The organism is Modestobacter sp. VKM Ac-2978, assembly GCF_026968025.1.
GTDB lineage: Bacteria > Actinomycetota > Actinomycetes > Mycobacteriales > Geodermatophilaceae > Modestobacter.
Window position 1 is genome coordinate 82219 of record NZ_JAPVBP010000011.1, and the last position, 21434, is coordinate 103652.

Sequence of the window (21434 nt, forward strand, 5' to 3'; positions counted from 1 at the left end):
GGGCCCGCCGCGAGCTCGCGAGTGGTGGGGGGCAGGAGGTCCTTCACGCCTTCTCCAGGTAGGTGGCGCGCTCGTCCAGGGCCAGGGCGGCGACGGCGGCGGCCAGCTCGGGGTGGTCGGCGAGGCCGCGGCCCTGCTCGACCAGCGCCGTGGCCTCCACCCGGGCCTCGGCGATGAGCGCCTCGTCGTGCAGCAGGGAGAGCAGCTTCACGTTCGAGCGGCGGCCGGACTGGGCCGCGCCGAGCACGTCGCCCTCCCGGCGGGTCTCCAGGTCGAGCCGGGCGAGGGCGAACCCGTCGGTGGTCGCGGCGACCGCAGCCAGCCGCTGCCCGGTCGGTGAGGTGCTGGGTGCCTCGGTGACCAGCAGGCACAGCCCGGCGTGCTTGCCGCGGGCTACCCGGCCGCGCAGCTGGTGCAGCTGGCTGACGCCGAACCGGTCGGCGTCCATCACCACCATCACCGTGGCGTTGGGCACGTCGACGCCCACCTCGACCACGGTGGTGGCGACCAGGACGTCGATCTCCGCGGCGGCGAAGGCGCGCATCCGGGCCTCCTTCTCCTCCGGTGGCATCCGGCCGTGCAGCACCTCCACCCGCAGCGCCGACAGCGGGCCGGCACGCAGCCCCTCGGCGACGTCGAGCACCGCCAGCGGTGGGCGCTTGTCGCTCGCACCGGCCTTCTCCTCCTCCGGCGGCGGGGCGCCGTCAGCGCCGTCCGGGCCGTCGTCGTCCTTGCCGCCGCCGTCCTCGAGGTCGCCGATCCGGGGGCAGACGACGTAGGCCTGCCGGCCGGCGGCGACCTCCTCGCGGACCCGCGCCCAGGCACGGTCCAGCCAGGCCGGCTTCTCCCCCACCGGCACGACCGAGCTCGACACCCCACCCCGGCCGGCCGGCAGCTGGCGGAGCGTGGAGGTCTCCAGGTCGCCGTAGACGGTCATCGCCACGGTGCGCGGGATCGGGGTGGCGGTCATCACCAGCACGTGCGGCGGCTTCGTGCCCTTGGCGCGCAGCGCGTCCCGCTGCTCCACCCCGAACCGGTGCTGCTCGTCGACGACGACCAGCCCCAGGTCGGCGAACTCGACGCCCTCCTGCAGCAGCGCGTGGGTGCCCACGACGATGCCGGCGCTGCCGTCGGCGACCGCGGCCCGCGCCTCCCGGCGGACGGCGGCCTTCTGCGAGCCGGTGAGCAGCACCACCCGGGTGCCGCTCGGGTCCCCGTCGAGCTCCCCGGCCCGCCCCAGCGGGCCCAGGATCGCGGCCAGGCTGCGGGCGTGCTGGGCTGCGAGCACCTCGGTGGGGGCGAGCAGCGCGGCCTGCCCACCCGCGTCGACGACCTGCGCCATCGCCCGCAGCGCGACCACCGTCTTGCCCGACCCGACCTCGCCCTGCAGCAGCCGGTTCATCGGCTGCTCGCGGGCCAGCTCGGCGGCCAGCTCCTCGCCGACCTCGCGCTGGCCGTCGGTCAGCGAGAACGGCAGTGCGGCGTCGACGGCGTCCAGCAGCCCACCGCTGCGCGACGGCCGGGCGATCCCCGGCTCGAGTGCGGCGGCCCGGCGGCGGGCGGCCAGCGTCGCCTGCAGGACGAGCGCCTCGTCCCACTTGAGCCGCTCGTCGGCCTCGTCGACCTGCTCCTGGCTCTCCGGCCGGTGCTTCTGCCGCAGCGCCGTGGCCAGGTCGACCAGGCCGTGCCGCTCGCGGACGGGTGCCGGGATCGGGTCGTCGAGCAGCTGCTCCAGCGAGTGGGCGTCGTCCATCAGCAGCTTGACCGACTTCTGTACCACCCAGCTCGAGACGTCCTTGCTCGCCGGGTAGAGGGGCACCATCGCCCGCGCCCAGTCGTCGTCGTCCCCGGTGATGATGTGGCAGTCGGGGTGGGTGAACTGCTTGTCGCCCCGCCACAGCCCCACGGTGCCGGCGAACAGCCCCCACTCGCCGACGTCGAGGTGCGCGTGCCGGTTGTTGAAGAAGACCAGCCGCATGCTGCCCGCGCCGTCGCCGACGGTCACCTCGGTGAGCGTCCCGCGGCGCTGCTGCATCCGCCGGGTGCTCACGCTCTTCACCTGGGCCAGCACGGTCACCCGGTCGCCGACCTCCAGGCCGTCGAGCCGGGTCATCTCCCCGCGCCGGGCGTAGCGGCGGGGGTAGTGCCGCAGCAGGTCGCGCACCGTGTGCAGGGCCAGCTGCTCGGCCATGACCTTCGCCGTCTTCGGGCCGAGCACCCGGGTCAGCGGGGTGTCCATGGAGATCGCCACTACTCGACGCCGATCAGCAGGGGCACCGCCCCGGCACCGCCGGGGTACCGGACCACCTCGACCGTCGGGTGCACCGCCGAGAGGTGGGCGCACACCGCGTCGCCGAGCGCGAGCTCCTCCCCCACGACGACGGTGGCCATCTCCCCGCCCGCCGACAGCAGCCGGTCCAGCAGGTCCCGGGCGACGGTCACCGGGTCGGCACCGATCACGACGACGTCCCCCTCCGCGCTGCCCAGCACGTCCCCGGGGGCGCAGCGGCCGGCCGACGTGAGCGCCTCCTGCTCGGCGACGGTCACCTCCGCCCACCGGGTCGCGGCCGCGGCCTCGGCCATGGCGATGACGTCGTCACCGAACCGACGGGCCGGGTCGGCGACGGCGAGCGCCGCGAGACCCTGCACGGCCGACCGGGTGGGGACGACCACGACGTCCCGGCCCTGCTCGCGGGCCCGGTCGGCGGCGCGGGCGGTGACCGCGGTGACCTCCCAGTGGTTCGGCAGCACGACGACCTGCTCCGCCCCGGTGTCCAGCACCGCCTGCAGGACGGCGTCCTCGTCGACCGCGTCGACCGGTGCGGTCAGCACGGTGACCCCCTCGGTGCCGAAGAGCTCGGCGAGCCCGGCGGAACAGGCCAGGGCGAGGACGGCGCGCGCCCCTGCGGCCGCGGCCGGCGCGCGCACCGGCGCCAGCGGGGTCACCGAGATCCGGTGCGGCCGACCTGCCTCGATCCCCGCCTCCACCGCCGCGCCGACGTCGCTCACGTGGACGTGCACGTTCCACTCCCGGCCGCCCGGGGTGTCGACCCCGACGACGACCAGGCAGTCGCCCAGCTCGGCCAGCCGGGCCTGCAGCCGGGCGACGGCCGCGTCGTCGGAGTCGGCGAGCAGGAACTGCACCTCACTGCCCGGCCCGGGCGCGGGGGCAGCCGGCACCGACCACGGTGACCGGCGGGGACGGGCGGGCCGCCCGTCCAGCGGCGCGCGGGCAGGTGTCGTACCGGTGACCGTGCCGACCAGCGCGTCGAGCACGAGACACCAGCCGGCACCCCCGGCGTCGACCACCCCGGCGTCGCGCAGCGCGGCCAGCTGGCCGGTGGTCGCCCGCAGCGCGGTGAGCGCGCCCTCGGCTGCTGCCCGGACGACGTCGGCCAGTGCGGCCTGCCCCCCGGCGACGGCGGCCGTGGCCGCGTCGGCGCCGGCCCGGGCCACGGTGAGGAAGGTGCCCTCCTCCGGATCGGCGACCGCGGCGTAGGCGGCGCCGGCGGCCGCGGCCAGCGCATCGGCGAACACCGGCCCGTCGACGCGCCGGACACCCGCCAGCTCGTCGGCGAGGCCGCGCAGCAGTTGCGCCAGGATCGCCCCGGAGTTGCCCCGGGCGCCCAGCACGGCGCCGCGGGCCAGCACGCTCCACGCGGACTCGGTGCCGTCGGCGCTGGTCAGCGCCGCGTTCCCGGCCTGGGCGGTCATCAGCAGGTTGGTGCCGGTGTCGCCATCGGGGACGGGGAAGACGTTCAGCTCGTCGAGCCGGCCACGCGCCTGCGTCAGCGTGTCGACGACGGCGGAGCTCCACCGGCCGACCGCGGCCTCGTCCAGCGCCTCCAGCACGGACCGGAGGGTACCGGGGCCCACCGACACGACCCGGCGCCCACGACCTCCCGCTGCCGCCCCGGCCCCCGCGGACGGGGCGGTCCGACACGACCCGGGAGCACCGGCTACAGTGGTCTCCAGTTGTGCGTGGCTGGACCATGCCCTGGGCGTCCGCCCGGGTCTCCGCCGAGCACCGCGACCTGACTTCAGCTGGACCAATTCTCTGGGAGTGATCGACCGTGGCTGCCGTGTGCGATGTGTGTGGCAAGGGCCCCGGTTTCGGCATGTCGGTGTCGCACTCGCACCGCCGCACGCCGCGCCGTTGGAACCCGAACATCCAGTCCGTCCGCGCCGCGCTGACCGGCGGCGGCCGCCAGCGCATGAACGTCTGCACCTCGTGCATCCGCGCGGGCAAGGTCGCTCGGGCCTGAGGAAGGCCCCCGTCCTCCTCACCCCTCGCGGGCTCGGGGCGAGCCTCGGGACGGGGCCGGAGGGCCTGGCAAGACTGAGCTGACAAGACCCCGGAGGTCCTCGGACCTCCGGGGTCTTCTCGCGTTCCCGGTCGGCTCAGCGGCCGATCCCGCGGGCCCGGGCCGCGGTCACCACCAGGTCGACCACGGTGGCGTGCGGCAGCGCCGTGCTGTCCACCACCAGGTGGTAGTGCCGGGCCTCCGCCGGATCGCAGCGGTAGAAGTGCCGCACGTAGGCCGTCCGGGCGGCGTCGGCGGCCTCCTGCTCCCGGCGCACCTCCTCGACGGGCAGGTCCAGGTGCTCGACCGCGGCGGCCAGCCGGCGCTCCGGCGGGCCGTCCAACCGCACGTGCAGGACGTCGGGCCGGTCGTGCAGCACCATCGCCCCGGCCCGGCCCAGGACGACGCCCCCCGGGCCGGCGGCGATCTCGGTCAGCACCCACTCGGTCTGCTGCCGGTAGGCCCGCTCGTCGGGCAGCGCCCCGGTGGGCAGCACCCCGCCCACCGGGTCGGGCATCGTGCCCAGCGAGCTGACCAGCCGCCACAGCCCGCGGGTGATGGTCTCGTCGTTGGCCTCGGCCTCGGCCACCGGCACCCCGAGCCGACCCGCCACCTGCGCCGGGATGACCCGGTCGTGGAAGGGCAGGCCGAGCCGCTCGGCGACGGCCGGGGCGATCTCCGCGCCGCCGGCGCCGAAGGACGCCGAGAAGGTCACGACGCCCATGCGTCCTCCTCCGGCTCGGGCCGGTCCGCGGCCAGCTCCTTGCCGAGGAAGACCGCCTCGGGCGAGTCCGCGTAGATGCCGTAGCCGGCCACGGGGTGATACCCGGCCCGGTCGTAGAGCGCCAGGGCCTCGGGCTGCCGGTCACCGGAGTTCAGCAGCAGCCGCTCGTGCCCGGCTGCGGCCGCGGTGCGCTCCAGCTCGGCCAGCAGCAGCGCGGCCAGCCCCCGGCGCCGGAAGCCGGGCTCGACGTACATCCGCTTGAGCTCGGCGACCCCGTGCCCGTGCGCCCGCCAGCCGCCGCAGCCGGCCGGCACCCCGTCGACCTCGGCGACCAGGAACAGCCCCAGCGGCGGGGAGAACTCCGTTGGGTCCACCACCGCGGCGTCCCGGCCGCCGTACCGGACGACGTACTCCTGCTGCACCCGCTCGATCAGGTGCTGGGCCACCGGGTCGGCGTACCCGACGGCGCGCAGCTCAGCCGAAGTGGACATGCCCCGCCCCCTCCCCCAGTTCCTCGGCCACCCGGCTCGCGGGCACCCCGTCCACCCGCACGCCGGGCCCGTCGTCGCCCGGCTCGTGCACCGCGCCGACGACCGTCCAGCCCTCCGGCAGGTCCACCCCGGCCGGGAAGGTGGCCACCAGCGCGTGGTCCTCACCGCCGGTCAGCACCCAGGCCATCGGGTCACCGCCCAGCGCCGCCGCGACCTGCGGGAGCGGTCCGGCCGGGTCGACGAACGCCTGCTGGAGGGCGGCCCGGTCCAGCTCGATCAGCACCCCGCTGTCGGCGGCCAGGTGACCGGCGTCGGCGAGCAGTCCGTCACTGGTGTCGCACATCGCGGTCGCCCCGGCGTCCGCGGCGGCCGGGCCGGCGGCGTAGGGCGGGGTCGGCCGGCGGTGCGCCCGGACCGCGGCGATGGGCGAGGAGAAGCCCCGGCGCAGCACGGCCAGTCCACAGGCCGACCAGCCCAGCCGCCCGGCGACGGCGACGACGTCCCCGGGCCGGGCACCGCTGCGCAGCACCGGCGCCCGGCCACCCAGGTCGCCCAGCGCCGTCACCGACAGCACGACGGCCTGCGAGTCCGGCGCGCTCGCCGAGGTGTCCCCACCCACCACGGCCGCGCCGAAGGGGGCGCACTCGGCGGCCATCCCGTCCGCGACGCCCTCCAGCCAGGCGGCCGGGGTCTCCGCCGGGCAGGCGAGCCCGACCAGCAGGGCGGTCGGCACCGCGCCCATGGCGGCGACGTCGGCCAGGTTCGCCGCCGCGGCCTTGTGCCCGACGTCCTCGGCCGAGGACCAGTCGCGGCGGAAGTGCCGCCCCTCCACCAGCACGTCGGTGCAGGCCACCACCCGGCCGTCGGGGGTGCGCAGCACCGCGGCGTCGTCACCGGGGCCCACGTCGGCCACCGCAGCGGTACCGGAGCGGGCCACGACCCGGTCGATGAGGGCGAACTCCCCGACCGCGCCGACGCTGTCGTCCGGGTCGGGCCGGAGGCCCAGAGGGCGGGGCCGAGTCATCGGTCACTCCCCCCGACTGGGGTACGTTGCCGATCGGCCCGCTGCTCGGCAGGCCGGTCGCACCCCCAGCCGTCGCCGACGTGCCAGCCGGCGTCGAGGCACTGCCCGAGGAAGGTCAACCCGTGGTCCACGCCTACATCCTGATCCAGACCGAAGTCGGCAAGGCAGCCGCGGTCGCCGCGAGCATCAGCGAGATCGCCGGCGTGACCAAGGCCGAGGACGTCACCGGCCCCTACGACGTCATCGTGCGGGCCGAGGCCAACACCGTCGACGAGCTCGGCCGGCTCGTGGTGGCCCGGGTGCAGTCCGTCGACGGGATCACCCGCACCCTGACCTGCCCCGTCGTCAACCTCTGAGCCGCTTGAGCACCGCCGCCCCCGACCAGCCCGCCGCGCCGCCTCCCGACCCGTTGCGGCGGGCGGCGCTGATCGCCACCGCCGTCCTGGTCCCGCTGGTGGTCGTCCTGCTGGTGCTGGTCAACGTGGTCGGCCGCGGCAGCGACGCCGAGGACGAGCCCGGCACGGTCGCGGAGATCTCCGGCACGACCTCGGCGCCGCGCGCCGACCTGCCGCCGCTGCCCGTCGACACCCCGCCGATCACCCCGGAGGCCGACCTGGCCTGCCCGGCGCTGATGGGCCAGCTGCCGCTGGAGCTGGCCGAGGAGACGTCGCGCCCGGTCGACTCCGACAGCCCGTTCGCCTACGCCTGGGGCGACCCGGCGACCGTGCTGGTCTGCGGCGCCGGACCACCGGCCGGCTACGTGGTGGGCGGCCCGCAGACGCTGGTGGTCTCCGGGGTGGAGTGGTTCGTCGACACCACCGACCCCGACGTCTACGTGTGGACGACGGTCGACCGCAACGTCCCGGTCCAGGTGCGCGTGCCGGCCAGCTCCGACAGCGCCGCCCCCACCGCGCTGAGCCCGCTCATCGCCGGCTCGATCCCCTACACCGAGCCGACCCCGGCGCCACTGCCCGACTGAACGGCCCCCGTGCAGGGTCCCGCCGCGAGCTTGCGAGTGGCGGGGGGCACGGGGGTCCTTCCTCAGCCGGCCGGGAGCCGGTCGAGCTGCGCGGTGGTGACCGCCTCCAGCTCGCGGCGCGCCTCCTCCTCGGTGTCGGCAACGGCGGCGACCGCGACGGTGAAGACCCCGGCGGCGCACCAGGCGAAGACCGCCGGGCCGGACATCCGGTGCTCCGGCGCCGGGTCGTCCTGGGCGAGCAGCACGCAGTCGTCCGGCAGCCCCGCCGGGGAGCGGTCCAGCACACCGCCGTAGTGCTCGGCGTCGTTGCGGGCCAGGTCGTCGGCGTAGGTGACCGCGCCGGACGGGTCGGCGAACTGGTCGAGGAAGACGCTGGTCAGCTCCGCCTCCGACCGCCAGAAGCGCTCCCAGCCGCGGGTGTACCCGTAGTCGGCGAGCACCTCCTGCTCGCGCTCCGCGTCCTGCCCGTAGCGGGCGACGTCGTCGATCGTCTTCTCCCCCGCCGGCGGGACCAGCTCGTCGTCGGGCACCCGCGGCAGCCCGGACGGCACGTCGTCGACCAGCAGCGCCTCCAGCTCGGCCGGGCTGGCCGGGGTCGCCGCCGTCGTCGCGGCCTGCGGTGCCGGTACGGCCTCCGAGGACGAGCAGCCGGCGCACACCGGGGCGACCAGCAGCAGCACTGCGGCCGTGGCGCCCGGCAGCAGCCGCCGGGAGGTCATCCGGCGCCCAGCACGGCGCCGTCCGGCGAGGCGGTCGCGTCCGGGGTGGTGACCGGTTCCCGGCCGGCCAGGGCGCTGGCCACCAGCCGGTCGACCAGCTCCGGGTAGCTCACCCCGGAGGCGGCCCACATCCGCGGGAACATCGAGATCGGGGTGAAGCCGGGCATCGTGTTGACCTCGTTGACGACCCACCGGTCGGCACCGGTCGCCGGGTCGGTCGTCAGGAAGAAGTCGACCCGGGCCAGGCCGGCGCAGTCCAGCGCCAGGTACGCGCGGCGGGACATCTCCTGCACCGCCCGGACCTGCTCGGCGGTGAGGTCCGCGGGCACGTCGAACTCGACGGCGTCCTCGAGGTACTTGGCGTCGAAGTCGTACCAGTCGGTGCCCGGCCGCAGCCGGATCTCCGCCGGCAGGCTGACGTCGGGCAGCCCCGCACCGGACGCGGCGAGCACCCCGCACTCGATCTCCCGCCCGGGCACCGCAGCCTCGACCACGACCTTCGGGTCGACCGCGGCCGCCGTCGCGACGGCGGCCGGGAACTGCGCCCAGTCGGTGACCTTGGTGATGCCGATGCTGGAGCCGGCACGGGAGGGCTTGACGAAGACCGGCAGCCCGAGCCGCGCCCGCGCCGCCTCGTCCAGCAGCGCCGGGTCGGCGCAGAGCGCACCCGAGGCGTCGCGCAGCACCACGTGGTCACCCTGCGGGATGCCGGCCGCGGTGAGCAGCTTCTTGGTGAACTCCTTGTCCATCGACGCCGCGCTGGCGAAGACCCCGGAGCCGACGTAGGGCAGCCCGGACATCTCCAGCAGACCCTGGATCGTGCCGTCCTCGCCGTAGGCGCCGTGCAGCACCGGGAAGACGACGTCGACCTCGGTGAGCCGGCCGATCGCCTGCCCGGCGTCCAGCACCGCCAGCCCCCGGCCCGCCGGGTCGCCCACGAGCGACACCGCGGTGCCGTCGGCGACCTCGGGCAGCTGCCCGTCGTCGATGGCCAGGGCCTTGCCGTCGTGCAACAGCCAACGGCCGTCCCGGGTGATGCCGACGGGCACCACCTCGTACCGCGCCGGGTCCAGCGCGGCGAGCACGCTCCCGGCCGACACGCAGGAGATCGCGTGCTCCGCGCTCCGCCCGCCGAAGACGACAGCGACCCTGGTCCTACGCGCCTTCCCGGTCATCGCCGCCGACCCTAGCCGAGGGTCCCGAGCGCGGATGTCAGGTCGGCCACCAGGTCGGCGGTGTCCTCGATGCCGCAGGAGAACCGCACGAACCCGGCGGGGACGGCGTCCCCGCCCCACTGGGCCCGCCGGTCGACCGTGGTGTGGATGCCGCCGAAGCTGGTCGCGGCCGCGATCAGCCGGCTGCCGCGCACCAGGCGGGCCACGGCGTCGGAGTCGGCGAGCTCGGCGGAGACCACGCCGTTGGGGCGCAGCATCTGCCGGGTCGCCAGCGCGTACGACGGGTCCTGCGGCCGCCAGGGCCACCGGACGCCGCTGACCGCCGGGTGCGCGGCCAGCAGCTCCGACAGTGCGGCGGCGTTGGCGGCCTGCCGGGCCAGCCGCAGGTCCAGGGTGCCCATCGACCGGTGCGCCAGCCACGCCTCGAACACCCCGGGGGTGTTGCCGGTGGTCTTGCGCCAGGCGGCGATCCGGGTGTTCAGCTCCCGTCCGCGATCGGTGCGGGCCGTGCTGACGTGCCCGAGCAGCACGTCGCTGTGCCCGGTCAGGGCCTTGGTGTCCGAGCCCACGGTGACGTCGGCACCCAGGGCCAGCGGGCGCTGCCCGATCGGTGAGGCCGTGGTGTTGTCCACCACCAGCAGCGCACCCGAGGCCTGGGTGGCCCGGGCGACGGCGGCGATGTCGCAGACGTCCAGCTGCGGGTTGCTGGGGGTCTCCAGCAGCACCAGTCGGGCGCCGTCCAGGTCCCCGCGGGCGGCGACGTCCTCGATCTCCAGGGTGGGCACCAGCTGCACCTGGACGCCGAAGCGGGCCAGCTCGTCGCGGGCGAGCACCCGGGTGGCGTAGTAGCCGTCCGACGGCAGCACGACCCGGTCGCCGGGGCCGACCAGTGCCAGGACGGCGGAGCTGATCGCAGCCATGCCCGTGGCGAAGGACAGGCAGTCGCCGCCGTCCAGCTCGCCGACCGCACGTTCGAATACCCGCAGCGTCGCGTTGTCCGGGCGGGCGTAGCCGTCGGCGCCCTGCCAGCCGGGGGCCTCGTCCCCGAGGTGGTACGGCGCGGCGAAGACCGGCGACGGACGCAGCGGGGTGCCCGGCACCGCCGGGTCGTCACCGGCGTGGACCAGCCGGGTGCCGTCGCCGAGGTCGGCGGGCAGGTCAGGAGTGGTCACGGACGGTCCTCCACGGGTGTGCGACGGCGCCCCGGGGAGCTACTCCGGCTTGGCCTCTCGGGACATCATCTCCCGCACCATCTGCGCGGCGGACTCCCCCTCGTGGCAGACCCGGACGACCGCCTCGGTGATCGGCACGTCGACCCCGTGCGCGCGGGCCAGGTCCAGCACCGAGCGGCAGCTCTTCACGCCCTCGGCGGTCTGCCGGGTGATCTGCTCCACCTCGGCGACCGACATGCCCTGACCGAGGTGCTCGCCGAAGGTGCGGTTGCGCGACAACGGCGAGGAGCAGGTGGCCACCAGGTCGCCCAGCCCGGCCAGCCCGGCGAAGGTGGTCACGTCGGCGCCGAGGGCGATGCCCAGCCGGGCGGTCTCGGCGAGACCGCGGGTGATCAGCGAGGCGCGGGTGTTGTCCCCGAAGCCGAGGCCGGCGGCGACCCCGCAGGCCAGCGCGATGACGTTCTTGACCGCGCCGCCCAGCTCGCAGCCGACCAGGTCCGGGTTGGTGTACGGCCGGAAGTAGCGGGTGTGGCAGGCCGCCTGCAGCGCCGCGGCCCGCTCGTCGTCGGAGCAGGCGATCACCGTGGCCGAGGGCTGCTCCTCGGCGATCTCCCGGGCGAGGTTGGGCCCGGACAGCGCCGCCACCCGGTCGGCACCGGCGCCGGTGACCTCGCGGATCACCTCGCTCATCCGCTTGGTCGTGCCGAGCTCGACGCCCTTCATCAGCGACAGCAGCGAGGAGTCGGCGGGCAGCAGCGGCGCCCAGCCGGTGAGGTTGGCCCGCAGCGTCTGGCTGGGCACGGCCAGCACGACGACCTCGGCACCGTCGAGCGCCTCGGCCGCGTCCCCGGTGGCGCGCACCGCGTCGGGCAGCCGCACCCCCGGCAGGTAGTCGGCGTTCTCCCGGCTCGCGGTGATCGACGCGACCAGCTCGGGACGGCGGGCGTGCAGTGTCACCGAGCACCCGGCGTCGGCGAGCACCTTGGCGAAGGTGGTGCCCCAGGAACCGGCGCCCAGCACCGCGGCGCGGGTCATGCGGCCACCCCGGCGCGCGGGGTGGGCACGGTGACCGTGCGCGGCGACGACTGCTCGGACACCGGACCCCTTCCGTCTCGTGGCCCGCCGGCGCTGCACCGACGACCCGGCCCATGATCGTGCCCTCCGGCCCGGAGCGGCCGGCACGCGCCCCCGGGGTGTCGGGCGGCGCCCTCCTCAGCCGAGGCCGGGTGCCCGGTGGGTGAACCGCCCGCCGACCAGGGTGGCCAGCACCTCCATCGCCCGCAGGCCGTCGGCGCCGCCGCGGGCGAGGACCGCCGCGGGTGGCTCGGCCACCACCACCAGGTCCGCCACGTCCCCGACCCGGACCCCGCGCCGTCCACCGCTGGCCGCGGCCAGCGCGGTGTCCAGGTCCAGGTGCTGCTCGGGGTGCCACGCCGGGCGGTCGTCCAGCGACCGGTGGACGGCGCTGGCGATGCCGTCCCAGGGGTCCAGCGGTGCCACCGGCGCGTCGGAGCCCAGCACGATCTCCGCGCCGGCGTCGACCAGCGCCCGGTAGGGGAACGCCCGCTCCGTCGCGGCGGCCCAGTGCTGGTCGGCGGCGTCCCGGTCGTCCAGGGCGTGCCGGGGCTGCACGCTGGCGACCACCCCCAGCTCGGCGAAGCGCGGCAGGTCGGCGTCGTGCACCTGCTGGGCGTGCTCGATCCGCCCGGTGCAGCCGGCGGCGGCGAAGCCGTCCAGCGCGACCGTCGCGGCCCGGTCGCCGATGGCGTGCACGGCGAGGTCCAGCCCGGCCGCGCTCCCCCGCCGGAGCAGCCGTTCCAGCTCCTCCGGCGGGGTGCGCAGCACCCCGTGGGCGTCCGCTCCCGCGGCCCCCGGGTACGGGTCGTGGCAGAAGGCGGTGCGGGTGCCGAGGGAGCCGTCGACGAAGACCTTCAGCGGGCCCATCCGCACCCGGTCGGCGGCGACCGGGTCGACCACCCCGGGCAGCGGGTCGCCGCTGCGCAGCCCGGCGGCGATCGCCTCCTCCAGCCGGTCGACCCAGACCCCGGCCCGCACCCGCAGCGCGGGACCGCCCTCCCGCAGCCCGGCCCGCCGGGCCCAGGAGCCGATCAGGTCCCCGTACTCGAGGTCGACGACGGAGGTGAGGCCACGCGCCGCCGCCGCGGCCATGGCGTCCAGCACCCAGCCGTCCAGGACGGCCGGGTCGACGCGGGCGGCCCGGGCCACGACGTCCATCGCCTCCTGCTCCAGCACGACCCCGGTCGGGTTGCTCAGGCCGAAGCGCCGGGTGGCGGCGGTGTTCGCCCAGGTGGTGTGCAGGTCGCCGCTGACCAGGACGACGCTGGTGTCCGGCGGCGCCACCCCGGCCAGGGCGTCGTCCAGGACGGCGGCGGTGGCCGGCTCCGCCCACAGCGCGTCCCGGAAGCCGTGGCCCAGCACCACCGCTGCCGGTGCGGGCGGCGCGGCCTGCAGCGCAGCGGCCATCAGGGCGGCGGCCTCCTTCGCCGACTGCGCCGCGGAGACGTCGACCCGCCGCTGGGTCGCGGCCCACTGCTCCAGGTGGGTGTGCGCGTCCTGCAGACCGGGCAGCAGCACGGCGCCGGCCAGGTCCACCACCTCCAGCGGGACGGGGAGCCGGTCGAGCCCCGGGGCACCGGAGGACAGGTCGTCGGCGATCGCCACCACCCGCCCGTCGGCGAGCAGGACGTCGCGGGTCCGGCCACCCAGCCGGGCCGACCGCAGCAGCACCGCGGTCATCGGCCGGCCCCGCCGGCGTGCCCGGCGCGGACCTGGGCGGCCCGCTGCGCCCGGAACACCTCGGCCGGCCAGGCCGAGATGCCACCGAGCCGCACCGCGGCGGCGGTGCCGTCGTCGGCCCAGGTGTACTCGACCGTCTCGCCGGCCGCCCCGAACCCGGCGACCGCCTCCTGGCGCAGGGTGTCCGGGCCCTCCACCGTGAGCTCCAGGTGCTCCTCGGCCGGCTCCGGGGCGCTGGGGTGCAGCAGCACCAGCCGGCCGCCCAGCAGCGCGACGTCCGTGGCGCCCCACAGGTTGACGAAGCGGCCGGCGTAGCGCGCCAGCTCGGCCGCCGGCGGCTGCGGCACGTCGGCGGGCGCGGCCAGCGCCAGGTCGAGGAGGCCGAACAGGCCCCGGGCCAGTACGTCGGCCGGCCCGTCCACGGCGTTGGTCAGCACGCTCACGACGACGTGGGCCTCCGGGTCGATCCAGGTGCGGGTGATGTGCCCCGGGAAGCCGCCACTGTGCCCGACCAGCCGTCGCTCCCCCTGCGTCCGGAGGTCCAGCCCGAGCCCGTAGTGCCGCGGCGGGGCCCCGTGCGCGCGGATCTCGGACTCCGGCCGGCGCATCAGCCGCTTGGTGTCCTCCCGCAGCAGCCGGGCGTCGCCGGAGGTGAGGGCCGCCCCGAACGCGGTCAGGTCACGGGCGGTCGACCAGAACCCGGTCGCCGCGGCCATCGCCCGGGTGTCGACCGCCGGGATGGTCAGCCGGGTGTCCTCGCCGTCCAGCAGGCCGGTGTGCCCGGCGGCGTGCTCGCCGGCCCGGGCCGGCGACCACTCCGGTCCGGTGTCGACCAGGCCCAGGGGCTCGACCACCGCGCGCTGCACGTGCTCGGCGTAGGAGGTGCCGGTGACCGCCTCGATCGCCAGCCCGAGCAGCGAGTAGCCGATGTTGGAGTACTTGAAGTGCTCGTTGCGCTCGAGGACCGCTCCCTCCTCGACCGCGATGCGCAGCAGCAGCTCCGCGTCCGGGAAGGGCTGCCCCAGCTGCCAGTGGTCGTTGTCCCGGCCGTCCCGGATGACGCCGCCCTGGTGACCGAGCAGCTCACGGACGGTGACCGCGGCCACCGCCGAACCCTCCAGCGCCGGCACCCACTGCCCGATCGGGTCGTCCAGCCGCAGCCGCCCGGCCTCGACCAGCTGCAGCACCGCGGTGGCGGTGAAGGTCTTGGAGTGCGAGGCGATCCGGAACAGGTGGCCGGGGGTCAGCGGCGCCCCGCTGTCCAGGTCGGCCACGCCCAGCGCGGTGTCCAGCACCAGCTCGCCACCGACCCGGACGGCCGCCTGCACGCCCGGCACCCGCAGCCGGCGGCGCTGGTGGTCCAGCCACGACTCGAGGTGGCCCGCCGCAGCGGTGGCGACCTCGGCGGTGCGCTCAGGGGTGGTGCTCATCGCGGCGGGCTCCTCGGGGCCGGCGGACTGTGCCGCGGGGAGCAGATCACCCTCTCCGGCGTCGCGCGCAGCGGGGGCCCTGTGCCGACCTGCCCCACGCCGCCCCGGTGTGTTGAGCTTGCCCGGTGCAGCGGTGGTCGGTCGTCGTCCCGGCGAAGCGGCTCGACGCGGCCAAGACCCGGCTGGCGCCGCTGACGGCGACGCTGTCCGGTGGCACCCCGGCCGCACACGAGGAACTGGTGCTGGCCCTGCTGGGCGACACCGTCGCCGCCGCGCTGGCCAGCCCCGCCGTCGGCCTGGTGCTGGTGGTCACCGACGACCCGCGGGCTGCCGCCGTCGTCACCGGCCTGGGCGCCCGGACGGTCGACGACCGGCCCGGCCGGGGCCTCAACGCCGCCCTGGAGCACGGCGCCCGGGTCGCCCGGACCGGCGGCGCCGGCCCGCTGGCCGCGCTGAACTCCGACCTGCCGGCCCTGCGGGCCACCGAGCTGTCCGATGCGCTGGCCGAGGCGGCCGGCCGGCCGCGCAGCTTCGTCGCCGACACCGCCGGCACCGGGACGACGCTGCTGGCCGTCCCCGCCGGAGAGCTCGACCCGCGCTTCGGCCCCGGTTCCGCCGCCGCCCACACCGCGGCCGGGGCGGTCTCCCTGACCGGGCGGTGGCCCGGGCTCCGCCAGGACGTCGACACCCCCGCCGACCTGGCGGCCGCCCGACAGCTCGGCGTCGGCCCCCGGACGACGGGGTTCCTGTCGTCGAACGCCAGGTGAGGCAGGATCGACCCGTGCCTGCTGCCTCTCCCCCGCTCCCCGCCGACCGCTTCCTCAACCGTGAGCTGTCCTGGCTGGACTTCAACTCGCGGGTCCTCGAGCTGGCCGAGGACGACGGCCTGCCGCTGCTGGAGCGGGTGAAGTTCCTGTCGATCTTCGCCAGCAACCTCGACGAGTTCTTCATGGTCCGCATCGCCGGGATGAAGCGGCGGCAGAGCACCGGGCTGACCGTGCGCTCCCCCGACGGCCTGACCATCCGGGAGCAGCTGGCCCGGGTCACCGAGCGCACCCAGGCCCTGGTCCACCGGCACGCCAGCGTCTTCGACAAGGACGTGGCGCCGCGGCTGGCCGAGCAGGGCATCCGGATCATCCACTGGTCGGACCTGGCCGAGGCCGACGCGATGCGCCTGCGGGAGTACTTCCGGGACCAGGTCTTCCCCGTGCTCACGCCGCTGGCGGTCGACCCCGCGCACCCCTTCCCCTACATCAGCGGGCTCTCGCTGAACCTCGCCGTCTCGGTGCGCGACCCGGACACCGGCGCCCCCCGCTTCGCCCGGATCAAGGTGCCCAACAACGTGCCGCGGTTCATCCCGATCGGGACGAACACCCGCAGCACGGACGCCGAGGCGGTGTTCCTCCCGCTGGAGGACCTGATCGCGGCGCACCTCACCGCGCTGTTCCCCGGCCTGGACGTGATCGACCACCACCTGTTCCGGGTCACCCGCAACGCCGACCTGGAGGTCGAGGAGGACCGCGACGAGGACCTGCTGCAGGCGCTGGAGCGGGAGCTGGCCCGGCGCCGGTTCGGCCCGGCCGTGCGCCTGGAGGTCACCGAGACGATGGACCCGCAGATCCTCGACGTCCTGGTGCACGAGCTGGAGATCAGCCCGGCCGACGTCGTCTCGGTGCCCGGGCTGCTCGACCTCGGCTCGCTGATGGCGCTCTACGACCTGGACCGCCCGGAGCTCAAGGACGAGCCGTTCGTGCCGGCGACGCACCCCCGGCTCAGCGAGGGCGAGACCCCCAAGAGCGTGTTCGCCACGCTGCGCGAGGGCGACGTGCTGGTGCACCACCCCTACGACTCCTTCGCCACCAGCGTGCAGCGGTTCATCGAGCAGGCCGCGGCCGACCCGGACGTGCTGGCGATCAAGCAGACGCTGTACCGCACGTCCGGTGACTCCCCGATCGTCTCGGCGCTGATCGAGGCGGCCCAGGCGGGCAAGCAGGTGGTCGTCCTGGTCGAGATCAAGGCCCGGTTCGACGAGGAGGCCAACATCAGCTGGGCCCGCTCGCTGGAGCGCGCCGGCTGCCACGTCGTCTACGGGCTGGTCGGCCTGAAGACCCACTGCAAGACCGCGCTCGTCGTCCGGATGGAGCACGGGGTGATCCGCCGGTACTGCCACATCGGCACCGGCAACTACAACCCGAAGACCGCCCGGATCTACGAGGACCTCGGCATCCTCACCGCCGACCCCCGGGTGGGCGCGGACCTCACCGACCTGTTCAACACCCTCACCGGCTACTCCCGGCAGACCACCTACCGCTCGCTGATGGTCGCCCCGCACGGGATCCGCACCGGCCTGGTCGAGAAGATCCGCCGCGAGGCCCGGCACGCCGCGGAGGGCAAGCCCGCCGGGATCCGGATCAAGGTGAACTCGCTGGTCGACGAGCAGATCATCGACGCGCTGTACGAGGCGTCGCTGGCCGGCGTGCCGGTCGAGCTGGTCATCCGGGGCATCTGCGCCCTGCGACCGGGCGTGCCGGGGCTGAGCGAGAACATCCGGGTCCGCTCGATCGTCGGCCGGTTCTTGGAGCACTCCCGGGTCGTCAACTTCGCCAACGACGGTTCCCCGGAGTGGTGGCTGGGCAGCTCGGACCTGATGCACCGCAACCTGGACCGGCGGGTCGAGGTGCTGCTGCGGGTCAACGACCCGGTGGCCGCCCGCCAGCTGCAGCGCATGTTCGACGAGGCGATGGCCCCGGACGTGCGCAGCTGGCAGCTGGCCGGCGACTCGACCTGGACCCGCACCGGTGAGCGCGACAACCAGAAGGAGCTGCTGGCGCTGCGGGGTGAGAACGCTGGCTGAGGACGACCGGTTGATCCCCGCCGCCGGCGGCGTGGTCTGGCGCACCGCGGACGACGGCACGGTCGAGACCGCGGTGGTGCACCGGCCCAAGTACGACGACTGGTCGCTGCCCAAGGGCAAGCTGGACGCCGGAGAGCACCCGCTGGTCGCCGCGGTCCGGGAGGTCGGCGAGGAGACCGGCCTGCAGGTCGCGGTCGGCCGGCGCAGCGTGCAGACCCGGTACGCCCACCGCCAGGGCCCCAAGCGGGTCGACTACTGGGTGATGCAGGCCGTCGGCGGTGCCTTCGCGCCCAACGACGAGGTCGACGAGCTGCGCTGGCTGCCGGTGCCCGGGGCCGTCGACCTGGTCAGCCACAGCCACGACCGGGCCGTGCTCGAGGACCTCGCCCGCACCGACTCCCCCCGGGCACCCCGGGTGCTGCTGGTGCGGCACGCCTCGGCCGGCGACCGGTCGGACTGGGACGGCCCGGACGAGACCCGCCCGCTGGACCGCCGGGGCCGCGCGCAGGCCGCGACGCTGGCCGCCGTCCTGCCGGTCTTCACGCCGTCCCGGCTGCTGGCTGCCCCGCCGGTGCGCTGCGGACAGACCCTCGACCCACTGGCCCGCGAGCTCGGTCTCCCCGTCGGGCCGGTGCCCGAGCTGGGCGAGGAGGGGTTCGACGCCGACCCGCAGGCCGGGGTCGAGCTGGTGACCCGGCTGCTGGCGGACACCGACGCCGCCGGCCCGGTGGTCATCTGCAGCCAGGGCGGCGCCATCCCCGCGGTGCTGCTCGCGCTGGGGGTGCGGTGGCACGATACCGCCGGTGCGCTGTGGCCGCCGTCGGCGAAGGGCAGCGTGTGGGCGCTCGGCGGCCGGCCCGGCGCCCTGGTCGCCGACTACTACCGCGACTTCACCGCCGACCCCGCGGCCCCGGCCGGCACGCTGACGCCCAGCAGCGCCGGCCGGAGCTGACGCCGGCCCCCTCTCGGGGGCCGACCTCAGGCGGGGAGCGCCGGCAGGGAGCGGGGCAGCCAGGCCGGGCGCGCGGCCTCGAACGCGGTGATGTCGTCGAGGTGCCGCTCGGTGAGGCCGACGTCGTCCAGCCCCTCGAGCAGCCGCCAGCGGGTGTAGGGGTCGACCTCGAACGGCACGGTGACCGAGCCGTAGGTGACCTGCTCGGCCCGCAGGTCCACGGTGACCGGGGTGGCCGGGTCGGCCTCGATCGTGGCCCACAGCGCCTCGACGTCCGACTCGGACATCAGCACGGTGAGCAGCCCGGACTTGGTCGAGTTGTTCTTGAAGATGTCGGCGAACCGGGAGCTGATGACCACCCGGAAGCCGCCGTCCAGCAGCGCCCAGACCGCGTGCTCGCGGGAGGAACCGGTGCCGAAGTCGGGCCCGGCGACCAGGATCGAGGCGTCGGCGTACTGCGGCTGGTTGAGCACGAAGTCCGGCTCGTTGGTGCGCCAGGCGACGAACAGCCCGTCCTCGAACCCGGTGCGGGTGATCCGCTTGAGGTACTCGGCCGGGATGATCTGGTCGGTGTCGACGTTGCTCCGCCGCAGCGGGGCGGCGGTGCCGGTGTGCGTGGTGAAGGCGTCCATGTCGGTCAGACTCCAGCGGGGATCGGGGCGTCGGGCAGGTCGGCGGGGGCGGTGAGCCGGCCGGTGAGCGCGGTCGCCGCGGCGACGGCCGGGGAGACCAGGTGGGTGCGCCCGCCCTTGCCCTGCCGGCCCTGGAAGTTGCGGTTGCTGGTGGAGGCCGCGCGCTCACCCGGCTTCAGCTGGTCGGGGTTCATGCCCAGGCACATCGAGCAGCCCGCGCCCCGCCACTCGGCGCCGGCGTCGAGGAAGACCTGGTCCAGCCCCTCGGCCTCGGCCTGCAGCTTCACCTGCACCGAGCCGGGGACGACGAGCATCCGGGTGCTGGCGTCGACGTGCTTGCCCTTCAGCAGGGCGGCGGCGACCCGGAGGTCCTCGATCCGGCCGTTGGTGCACGACCCCAGGAAGACGGTGTCGACGTCGATCTCGCGCAGCGGGGTGCCGGCGGTCAGGCCCATGTAGGCCAGCGCGGACTCGGCGGCCCGGCGCTCGTTCTCGTCGGCGATCGTGGCCGGGTCGGGCACCGCGGCGTCGATCGGCAGCCCCTGGCCGGGGTTGGTGCCCCAGGTGACGTAGGGGGTCAGCGAGGCCGCGTCGATGTGCACCTCGTGGTCGAAGACGGCGTCGTCGTCGGTGGTGAGGGTCGACCAGTGCGCGACGGCGGCGTCCCAGTCGGCGCCCTGCGGGGCGTGCGGACGGCCCTGCAGGAAGTCGAACGTCGTCTGATCGGGGGCGATGAGCCCGGCGCGGGCGCCGGCCTCGATCGACATGTTGCAGATCGTCATCCGGGCCTCCATGGACAGCGCCTGGATCGCGCTGCCCCGGTACTCGATGACGTGGCCCTGGCCGCCGCCGGTGCCGATCTGGGCGATGACGGCGAGGATGACGTCCTTGGCCGAGACGCCCGGGGGCAGCTCGCCGTCGACGGTGACCGCCATCTGCTTGGCCGGCAGCTGCGGCAGCGTCTGGGTGGCGAGCACGTGCTCGACCTCGCTGGTGCCGATGCCGAAGGCCAGTGCACCGAAGGCGCCGTGGGTGGAGGTGTGGCTGTCGCCGCACACGATGGTCATGCCCGGCTGGGTGAGCCCCAGCTGCGGGCCGATCACGTGCACGATCCCCTGATCCCGGTCGCCCATCGGGGCCAGCCGGATGCCGAACTCGGCGGCGTTGCGCCGCAGGGCGTCGACCTGGGCCCGGCTGATCGGGTCGGCGATCGGGGACAGGATGTCCAGGGTCGGGACGTTGTGGTCCTCGGTGGCCATGGTCAGGTCCGGACGGCGCACGGTGCGCCCGGCGGTCCGGAGCCCGTCGAAGGCCTGCGGGCTGGTCACCTCGTGCACGAGGTGCAGGTCGATGTAGAGGAGGTCGGGCTCTCCCGCCGTCCGCCGGACGACGTGCTGCTCGTACACCTTCTGCGCCAGGGTCCTGCCCACGGGGTCCTCCTCGTTGCCATCTCACATGTTGGGATGCGAGTATTACGACGTGGGACAGCCTAACCCCGTCGCGGTCCTGGACAAAGCCGTGGCCATCCTCCGCGCCGTGTCGGCCGAGCCGGCCAGCCTCGCCGAGCTGGTGGCGCGTACCGAGCTGCCGCGGGCGACCGCACACCGGCTCGCCACGGCCCTGGAGGCCCACCGCCTGCTGCGGCGCACCGACACCGGCGCCTGGGCCCCCGGCCCGGCACTGGCCGAGCTCGGGCGGGGTGGCGTCGACCTGGGCGACCTGGCCGGCCGACACCTGGCCGTGCTGCGCGACAGCACCGGCGAGAGCGCCCAGTTCTACGTGCGGGACGGCAGCAGCCGGGTGTGCATCGCCGTCGCCGAACGCGCCAGCGGGCTGCGCGACACCGTGCCCCTGGGCGCCCGGCTCCCCCTGACCGCCGGCTCGGCGGCGCACGTGCTCCTGGCCTTCTCCCCCGCCGAGGAGGTCACCGCCCTCCTGCCGGCGGCGAGCTTCACCGCCCGCACCCTGCTCGACGTCCGCCGCCGCGGCTGGGCGCACAGCGTCGCCGAGCGCGAGGCCGGGGTCGCCTCGCTGTCCGCCCCGGTGCGCGACGGTGCCGGCGGCGTGCTGGGTGCCGTCTCGATCTCCGGCCCGGTCGAGCGACTGGGCCGCCGCCCCAGCCCCGAGGTGGTCTCCGCCGTCCTGGACGCCGCCGTCGCCGTCTCCCGGGCCGCGCGCTGACACGCTTGTTCGTTCCTACGTAGTTCCGTACTATCGGACG

20 protein-coding genes are annotated in these 21434 nt (G+C 75.6%); 7 read left to right on the forward strand and 13 right to left on the reverse strand.

Annotation, left to right across the window (positions count from 1 at the left end; all coding sequences use genetic code 11):
* Nucleotides 1–43: 43 nt before the first annotated feature.
* Nucleotides 44–2239 (reverse strand): ATP-dependent DNA helicase RecG, encoded by a 2196-nt coding sequence (gene recG, locus O2W53_RS22520; protein ID WP_269165293.1) that lies wholly within the window; start codon nt 2237–2239, stop codon nt 44–46.
* Between the two features lie 11 nt (nt 2240–2250).
* Nucleotides 2251–3852: a DAK2 domain-containing protein gene (locus tag O2W53_RS22525; RefSeq protein WP_269165294.1), complete on the reverse strand. Its 1602-nt coding sequence runs from the start codon at nt 3850–3852 to the stop codon at nt 2251–2253.
* Nucleotides 3853–4082: 230 nt separating this feature from the next.
* Between O2W53_RS22525 and rpmB the strand changes: the two genes are divergently transcribed.
* Nucleotides 4083–4265 carry a 50S ribosomal protein L28 gene (rpmB, locus tag O2W53_RS22530; protein WP_442928852.1) on the forward strand — a complete coding sequence of 61 codons (183 nt, stop codon included), beginning with the start codon at nt 4083–4085 and terminating at the stop codon, nt 4263–4265.
* A 136-nt stretch (nt 4266–4401) separates the two neighbouring features.
* Here rpmB and O2W53_RS22535 read toward each other — a convergent pair whose 3' ends face one another.
* From O2W53_RS22535 to O2W53_RS22545, 3 genes are read right to left on the reverse strand one after another with little or no spacing between them, the layout of a single operon-like run.
* On the reverse strand, nt 4402–5028 hold the full coding sequence (locus O2W53_RS22535; protein ID WP_269165295.1) for a cytidylate kinase-like family protein: 627 nt from the start codon (nt 5026–5028) through the stop codon (nt 4402–4404).
* Entirely contained in the window at nt 5016–5519 is a 504-nt protein-coding gene (locus tag O2W53_RS22540) for a GNAT family N-acetyltransferase (RefSeq protein ID WP_269165296.1), read from the reverse strand. Before O2W53_RS22540 ends, O2W53_RS22535 begins: the two co-directional genes overlap by 13 nt.
* The gene (locus O2W53_RS22545; RefSeq protein WP_269165297.1) at nt 5503–6543 is read right to left on the reverse strand and encodes a thiamine-phosphate kinase; all 1041 of its coding nucleotides are present in this window, start codon (nt 6541–6543) and stop codon (nt 5503–5505) included. Before O2W53_RS22545 ends, O2W53_RS22540 begins: the two co-directional genes overlap by 17 nt.
* Nucleotides 6544–6665: 122 nt before the next feature.
* Here O2W53_RS22545 and O2W53_RS22550 point away from each other — a divergent pair, with 122 nt between their 5' ends.
* Nucleotides 6666–6899, forward strand: coding sequence for an Lrp/AsnC ligand binding domain-containing protein (locus tag O2W53_RS22550; RefSeq protein ID WP_014742398.1), 234 nt, complete (start codon nt 6666–6668; stop codon nt 6897–6899).
* A gap of 5 nt (nt 6900–6904) precedes the next feature.
* Nucleotides 6905–7522, forward strand: coding sequence for a DUF3515 family protein (locus tag O2W53_RS22555; protein ID WP_269165298.1), 618 nt, complete (start codon nt 6905–6907; stop codon nt 7520–7522).
* Between the two features lie 62 nt (nt 7523–7584).
* Here O2W53_RS22555 and O2W53_RS22560 read toward each other — a convergent pair whose 3' ends face one another.
* The 6 genes from O2W53_RS22560 to O2W53_RS22585 form a co-directional block, all read right to left on the reverse strand.
* Complete coding sequence (locus O2W53_RS22560; protein WP_269165299.1) at nt 7585–8241, reverse strand: hypothetical protein; 657 nt, start codon at nt 8239–8241, stop codon at nt 7585–7587.
* Nucleotides 8238–9416, reverse strand: a complete 1179-nt coding sequence (locus O2W53_RS22565; RefSeq protein ID WP_269165300.1) for a D-alanine--D-alanine ligase family protein — start codon at nt 9414–9416, stop codon at nt 8238–8240. Before O2W53_RS22565 ends, O2W53_RS22560 begins: the two co-directional genes overlap by 4 nt.
* Nucleotides 9417–9427: 11 nt before the next feature.
* Nucleotides 9428–10588 carry a cystathionine gamma-lyase gene (locus O2W53_RS22570; protein WP_269165301.1) on the reverse strand — a complete coding sequence of 387 codons (1161 nt, stop codon included), beginning with the start codon at nt 10586–10588 and terminating at the stop codon, nt 9428–9430.
* A 39-nt stretch (nt 10589–10627) separates the two neighbouring features.
* Nucleotides 10628–11623 carry an NAD(P)H-dependent glycerol-3-phosphate dehydrogenase gene (locus tag O2W53_RS22575; protein ID WP_269165302.1) on the reverse strand — a complete coding sequence of 332 codons (996 nt, stop codon included), beginning with the start codon at nt 11621–11623 and terminating at the stop codon, nt 10628–10630.
* A gap of 177 nt (nt 11624–11800) precedes the next feature.
* Nucleotides 11801–13345 (reverse strand): amidohydrolase, encoded by a 1545-nt coding sequence (locus O2W53_RS22580; RefSeq protein ID WP_269165303.1) that lies wholly within the window; start codon nt 13343–13345, stop codon nt 11801–11803.
* Entirely contained in the window at nt 13342–14775 is a 1434-nt protein-coding gene (locus tag O2W53_RS22585) for a serine hydrolase domain-containing protein (RefSeq protein ID WP_269165304.1), read from the reverse strand. The genes O2W53_RS22580 and O2W53_RS22585 overlap by 4 nt, the downstream gene beginning before the upstream one ends.
* A gap of 125 nt (nt 14776–14900) precedes the next feature.
* Between O2W53_RS22585 and cofC the strand changes: the two genes are divergently transcribed.
* The 3 genes from cofC to O2W53_RS22600 are packed head-to-tail and all read left to right on the forward strand — an operon-like array spanning nt 14901 to nt 18581.
* The gene (cofC, locus tag O2W53_RS22590; RefSeq protein ID WP_269165305.1) at nt 14901–15542 is read left to right on the forward strand and encodes a 2-phospho-L-lactate guanylyltransferase; all 642 of its coding nucleotides are present in this window, start codon (nt 14901–14903) and stop codon (nt 15540–15542) included.
* Nucleotides 15543–15556: 14 nt separating this feature from the next.
* Entirely contained in the window at nt 15557–17629 is a 2073-nt protein-coding gene (locus O2W53_RS22595; RefSeq protein ID WP_269165306.1) for an RNA degradosome polyphosphate kinase, read from the forward strand.
* Between the two features lie 10 nt (nt 17630–17639).
* Entirely contained in the window at nt 17640–18581 is a 942-nt protein-coding gene (locus O2W53_RS22600) for an NUDIX hydrolase (RefSeq protein WP_269165307.1), read from the forward strand.
* Between the two features lie 26 nt (nt 18582–18607).
* Here O2W53_RS22600 and leuD read toward each other — a convergent pair whose 3' ends face one another.
* On the reverse strand, nt 18608–19213 hold the full coding sequence (leuD, locus tag O2W53_RS22605) for a 3-isopropylmalate dehydratase small subunit (protein WP_269165308.1): 606 nt from the start codon (nt 19211–19213) through the stop codon (nt 18608–18610).
* 5 nt (nt 19214–19218) lie between these two features.
* Nucleotides 19219–20643 (reverse strand): 3-isopropylmalate dehydratase large subunit, encoded by a 1425-nt coding sequence (gene leuC, locus O2W53_RS22610; protein WP_269165309.1) that lies wholly within the window; start codon nt 20641–20643, stop codon nt 19219–19221.
* Between the two features lie 88 nt (nt 20644–20731).
* On the opposite strand from leuC, the gene O2W53_RS22615 reads away from it, so the two are divergent.
* On the forward strand, nt 20732–21394 hold the full coding sequence (locus O2W53_RS22615; RefSeq protein WP_241176056.1) for an IclR family transcriptional regulator: 663 nt from the start codon (nt 20732–20734) through the stop codon (nt 21392–21394).
* Nucleotides 21395–21434 lie beyond the last annotated feature (40 nt).

Coding starts and splice junctions, on each gene's coding strand:
- recG (WP_269165293.1), bottom strand. CDS start 2,239: ATGGACACCCCGCTGACCCGGGTGCTCGGCCCGAAGACGGCGAAGGTC.
- O2W53_RS22535 (WP_269165295.1), bottom strand. CDS start 5,028: ATGGGCGTCGTGACCTTCTCGGCGTCCTTCGGCGCCGGCGGCGCGGAG.
- O2W53_RS22540 (WP_269165296.1), bottom strand. CDS start 5,519: ATGTCCACTTCGGCTGAGCTGCGCGCCGTCGGGTACGCCGACCCGGTG.
- O2W53_RS22545 (WP_269165297.1), bottom strand. CDS start 6,543: ATGACTCGGCCCCGCCCTCTGGGCCTCCGGCCCGACCCGGACGACAGC.
- O2W53_RS22560 (WP_269165299.1), bottom strand. CDS start 8,241: ATGACCTCCCGGCGGCTGCTGCCGGGCGCCACGGCCGCAGTGCTGCTG.
- O2W53_RS22565 (WP_269165300.1), bottom strand. CDS start 9,416: ATGACCGGGAAGGCGCGTAGGACCAGGGTCGCTGTCGTCTTCGGCGGG.
- O2W53_RS22575 (WP_269165302.1), bottom strand. CDS start 11,623: ATGACCCGCGCCGCGGTGCTGGGCGCCGGTTCCTGGGGCACCACCTTC.
- O2W53_RS22580 (WP_269165303.1), bottom strand. CDS start 13,345: ATGACCGCGGTGCTGCTGCGGTCGGCCCGGCTGGGTGGCCGGACCCGC.
- O2W53_RS22585 (WP_269165304.1), bottom strand. CDS start 14,775: ATGAGCACCACCCCTGAGCGCACCGCCGAGGTCGCCACCGCTGCGGCG.
- leuD (WP_269165308.1), bottom strand. CDS start 19,213: ATGGACGCCTTCACCACGCACACCGGCACCGCCGCCCCGCTGCGGCGG.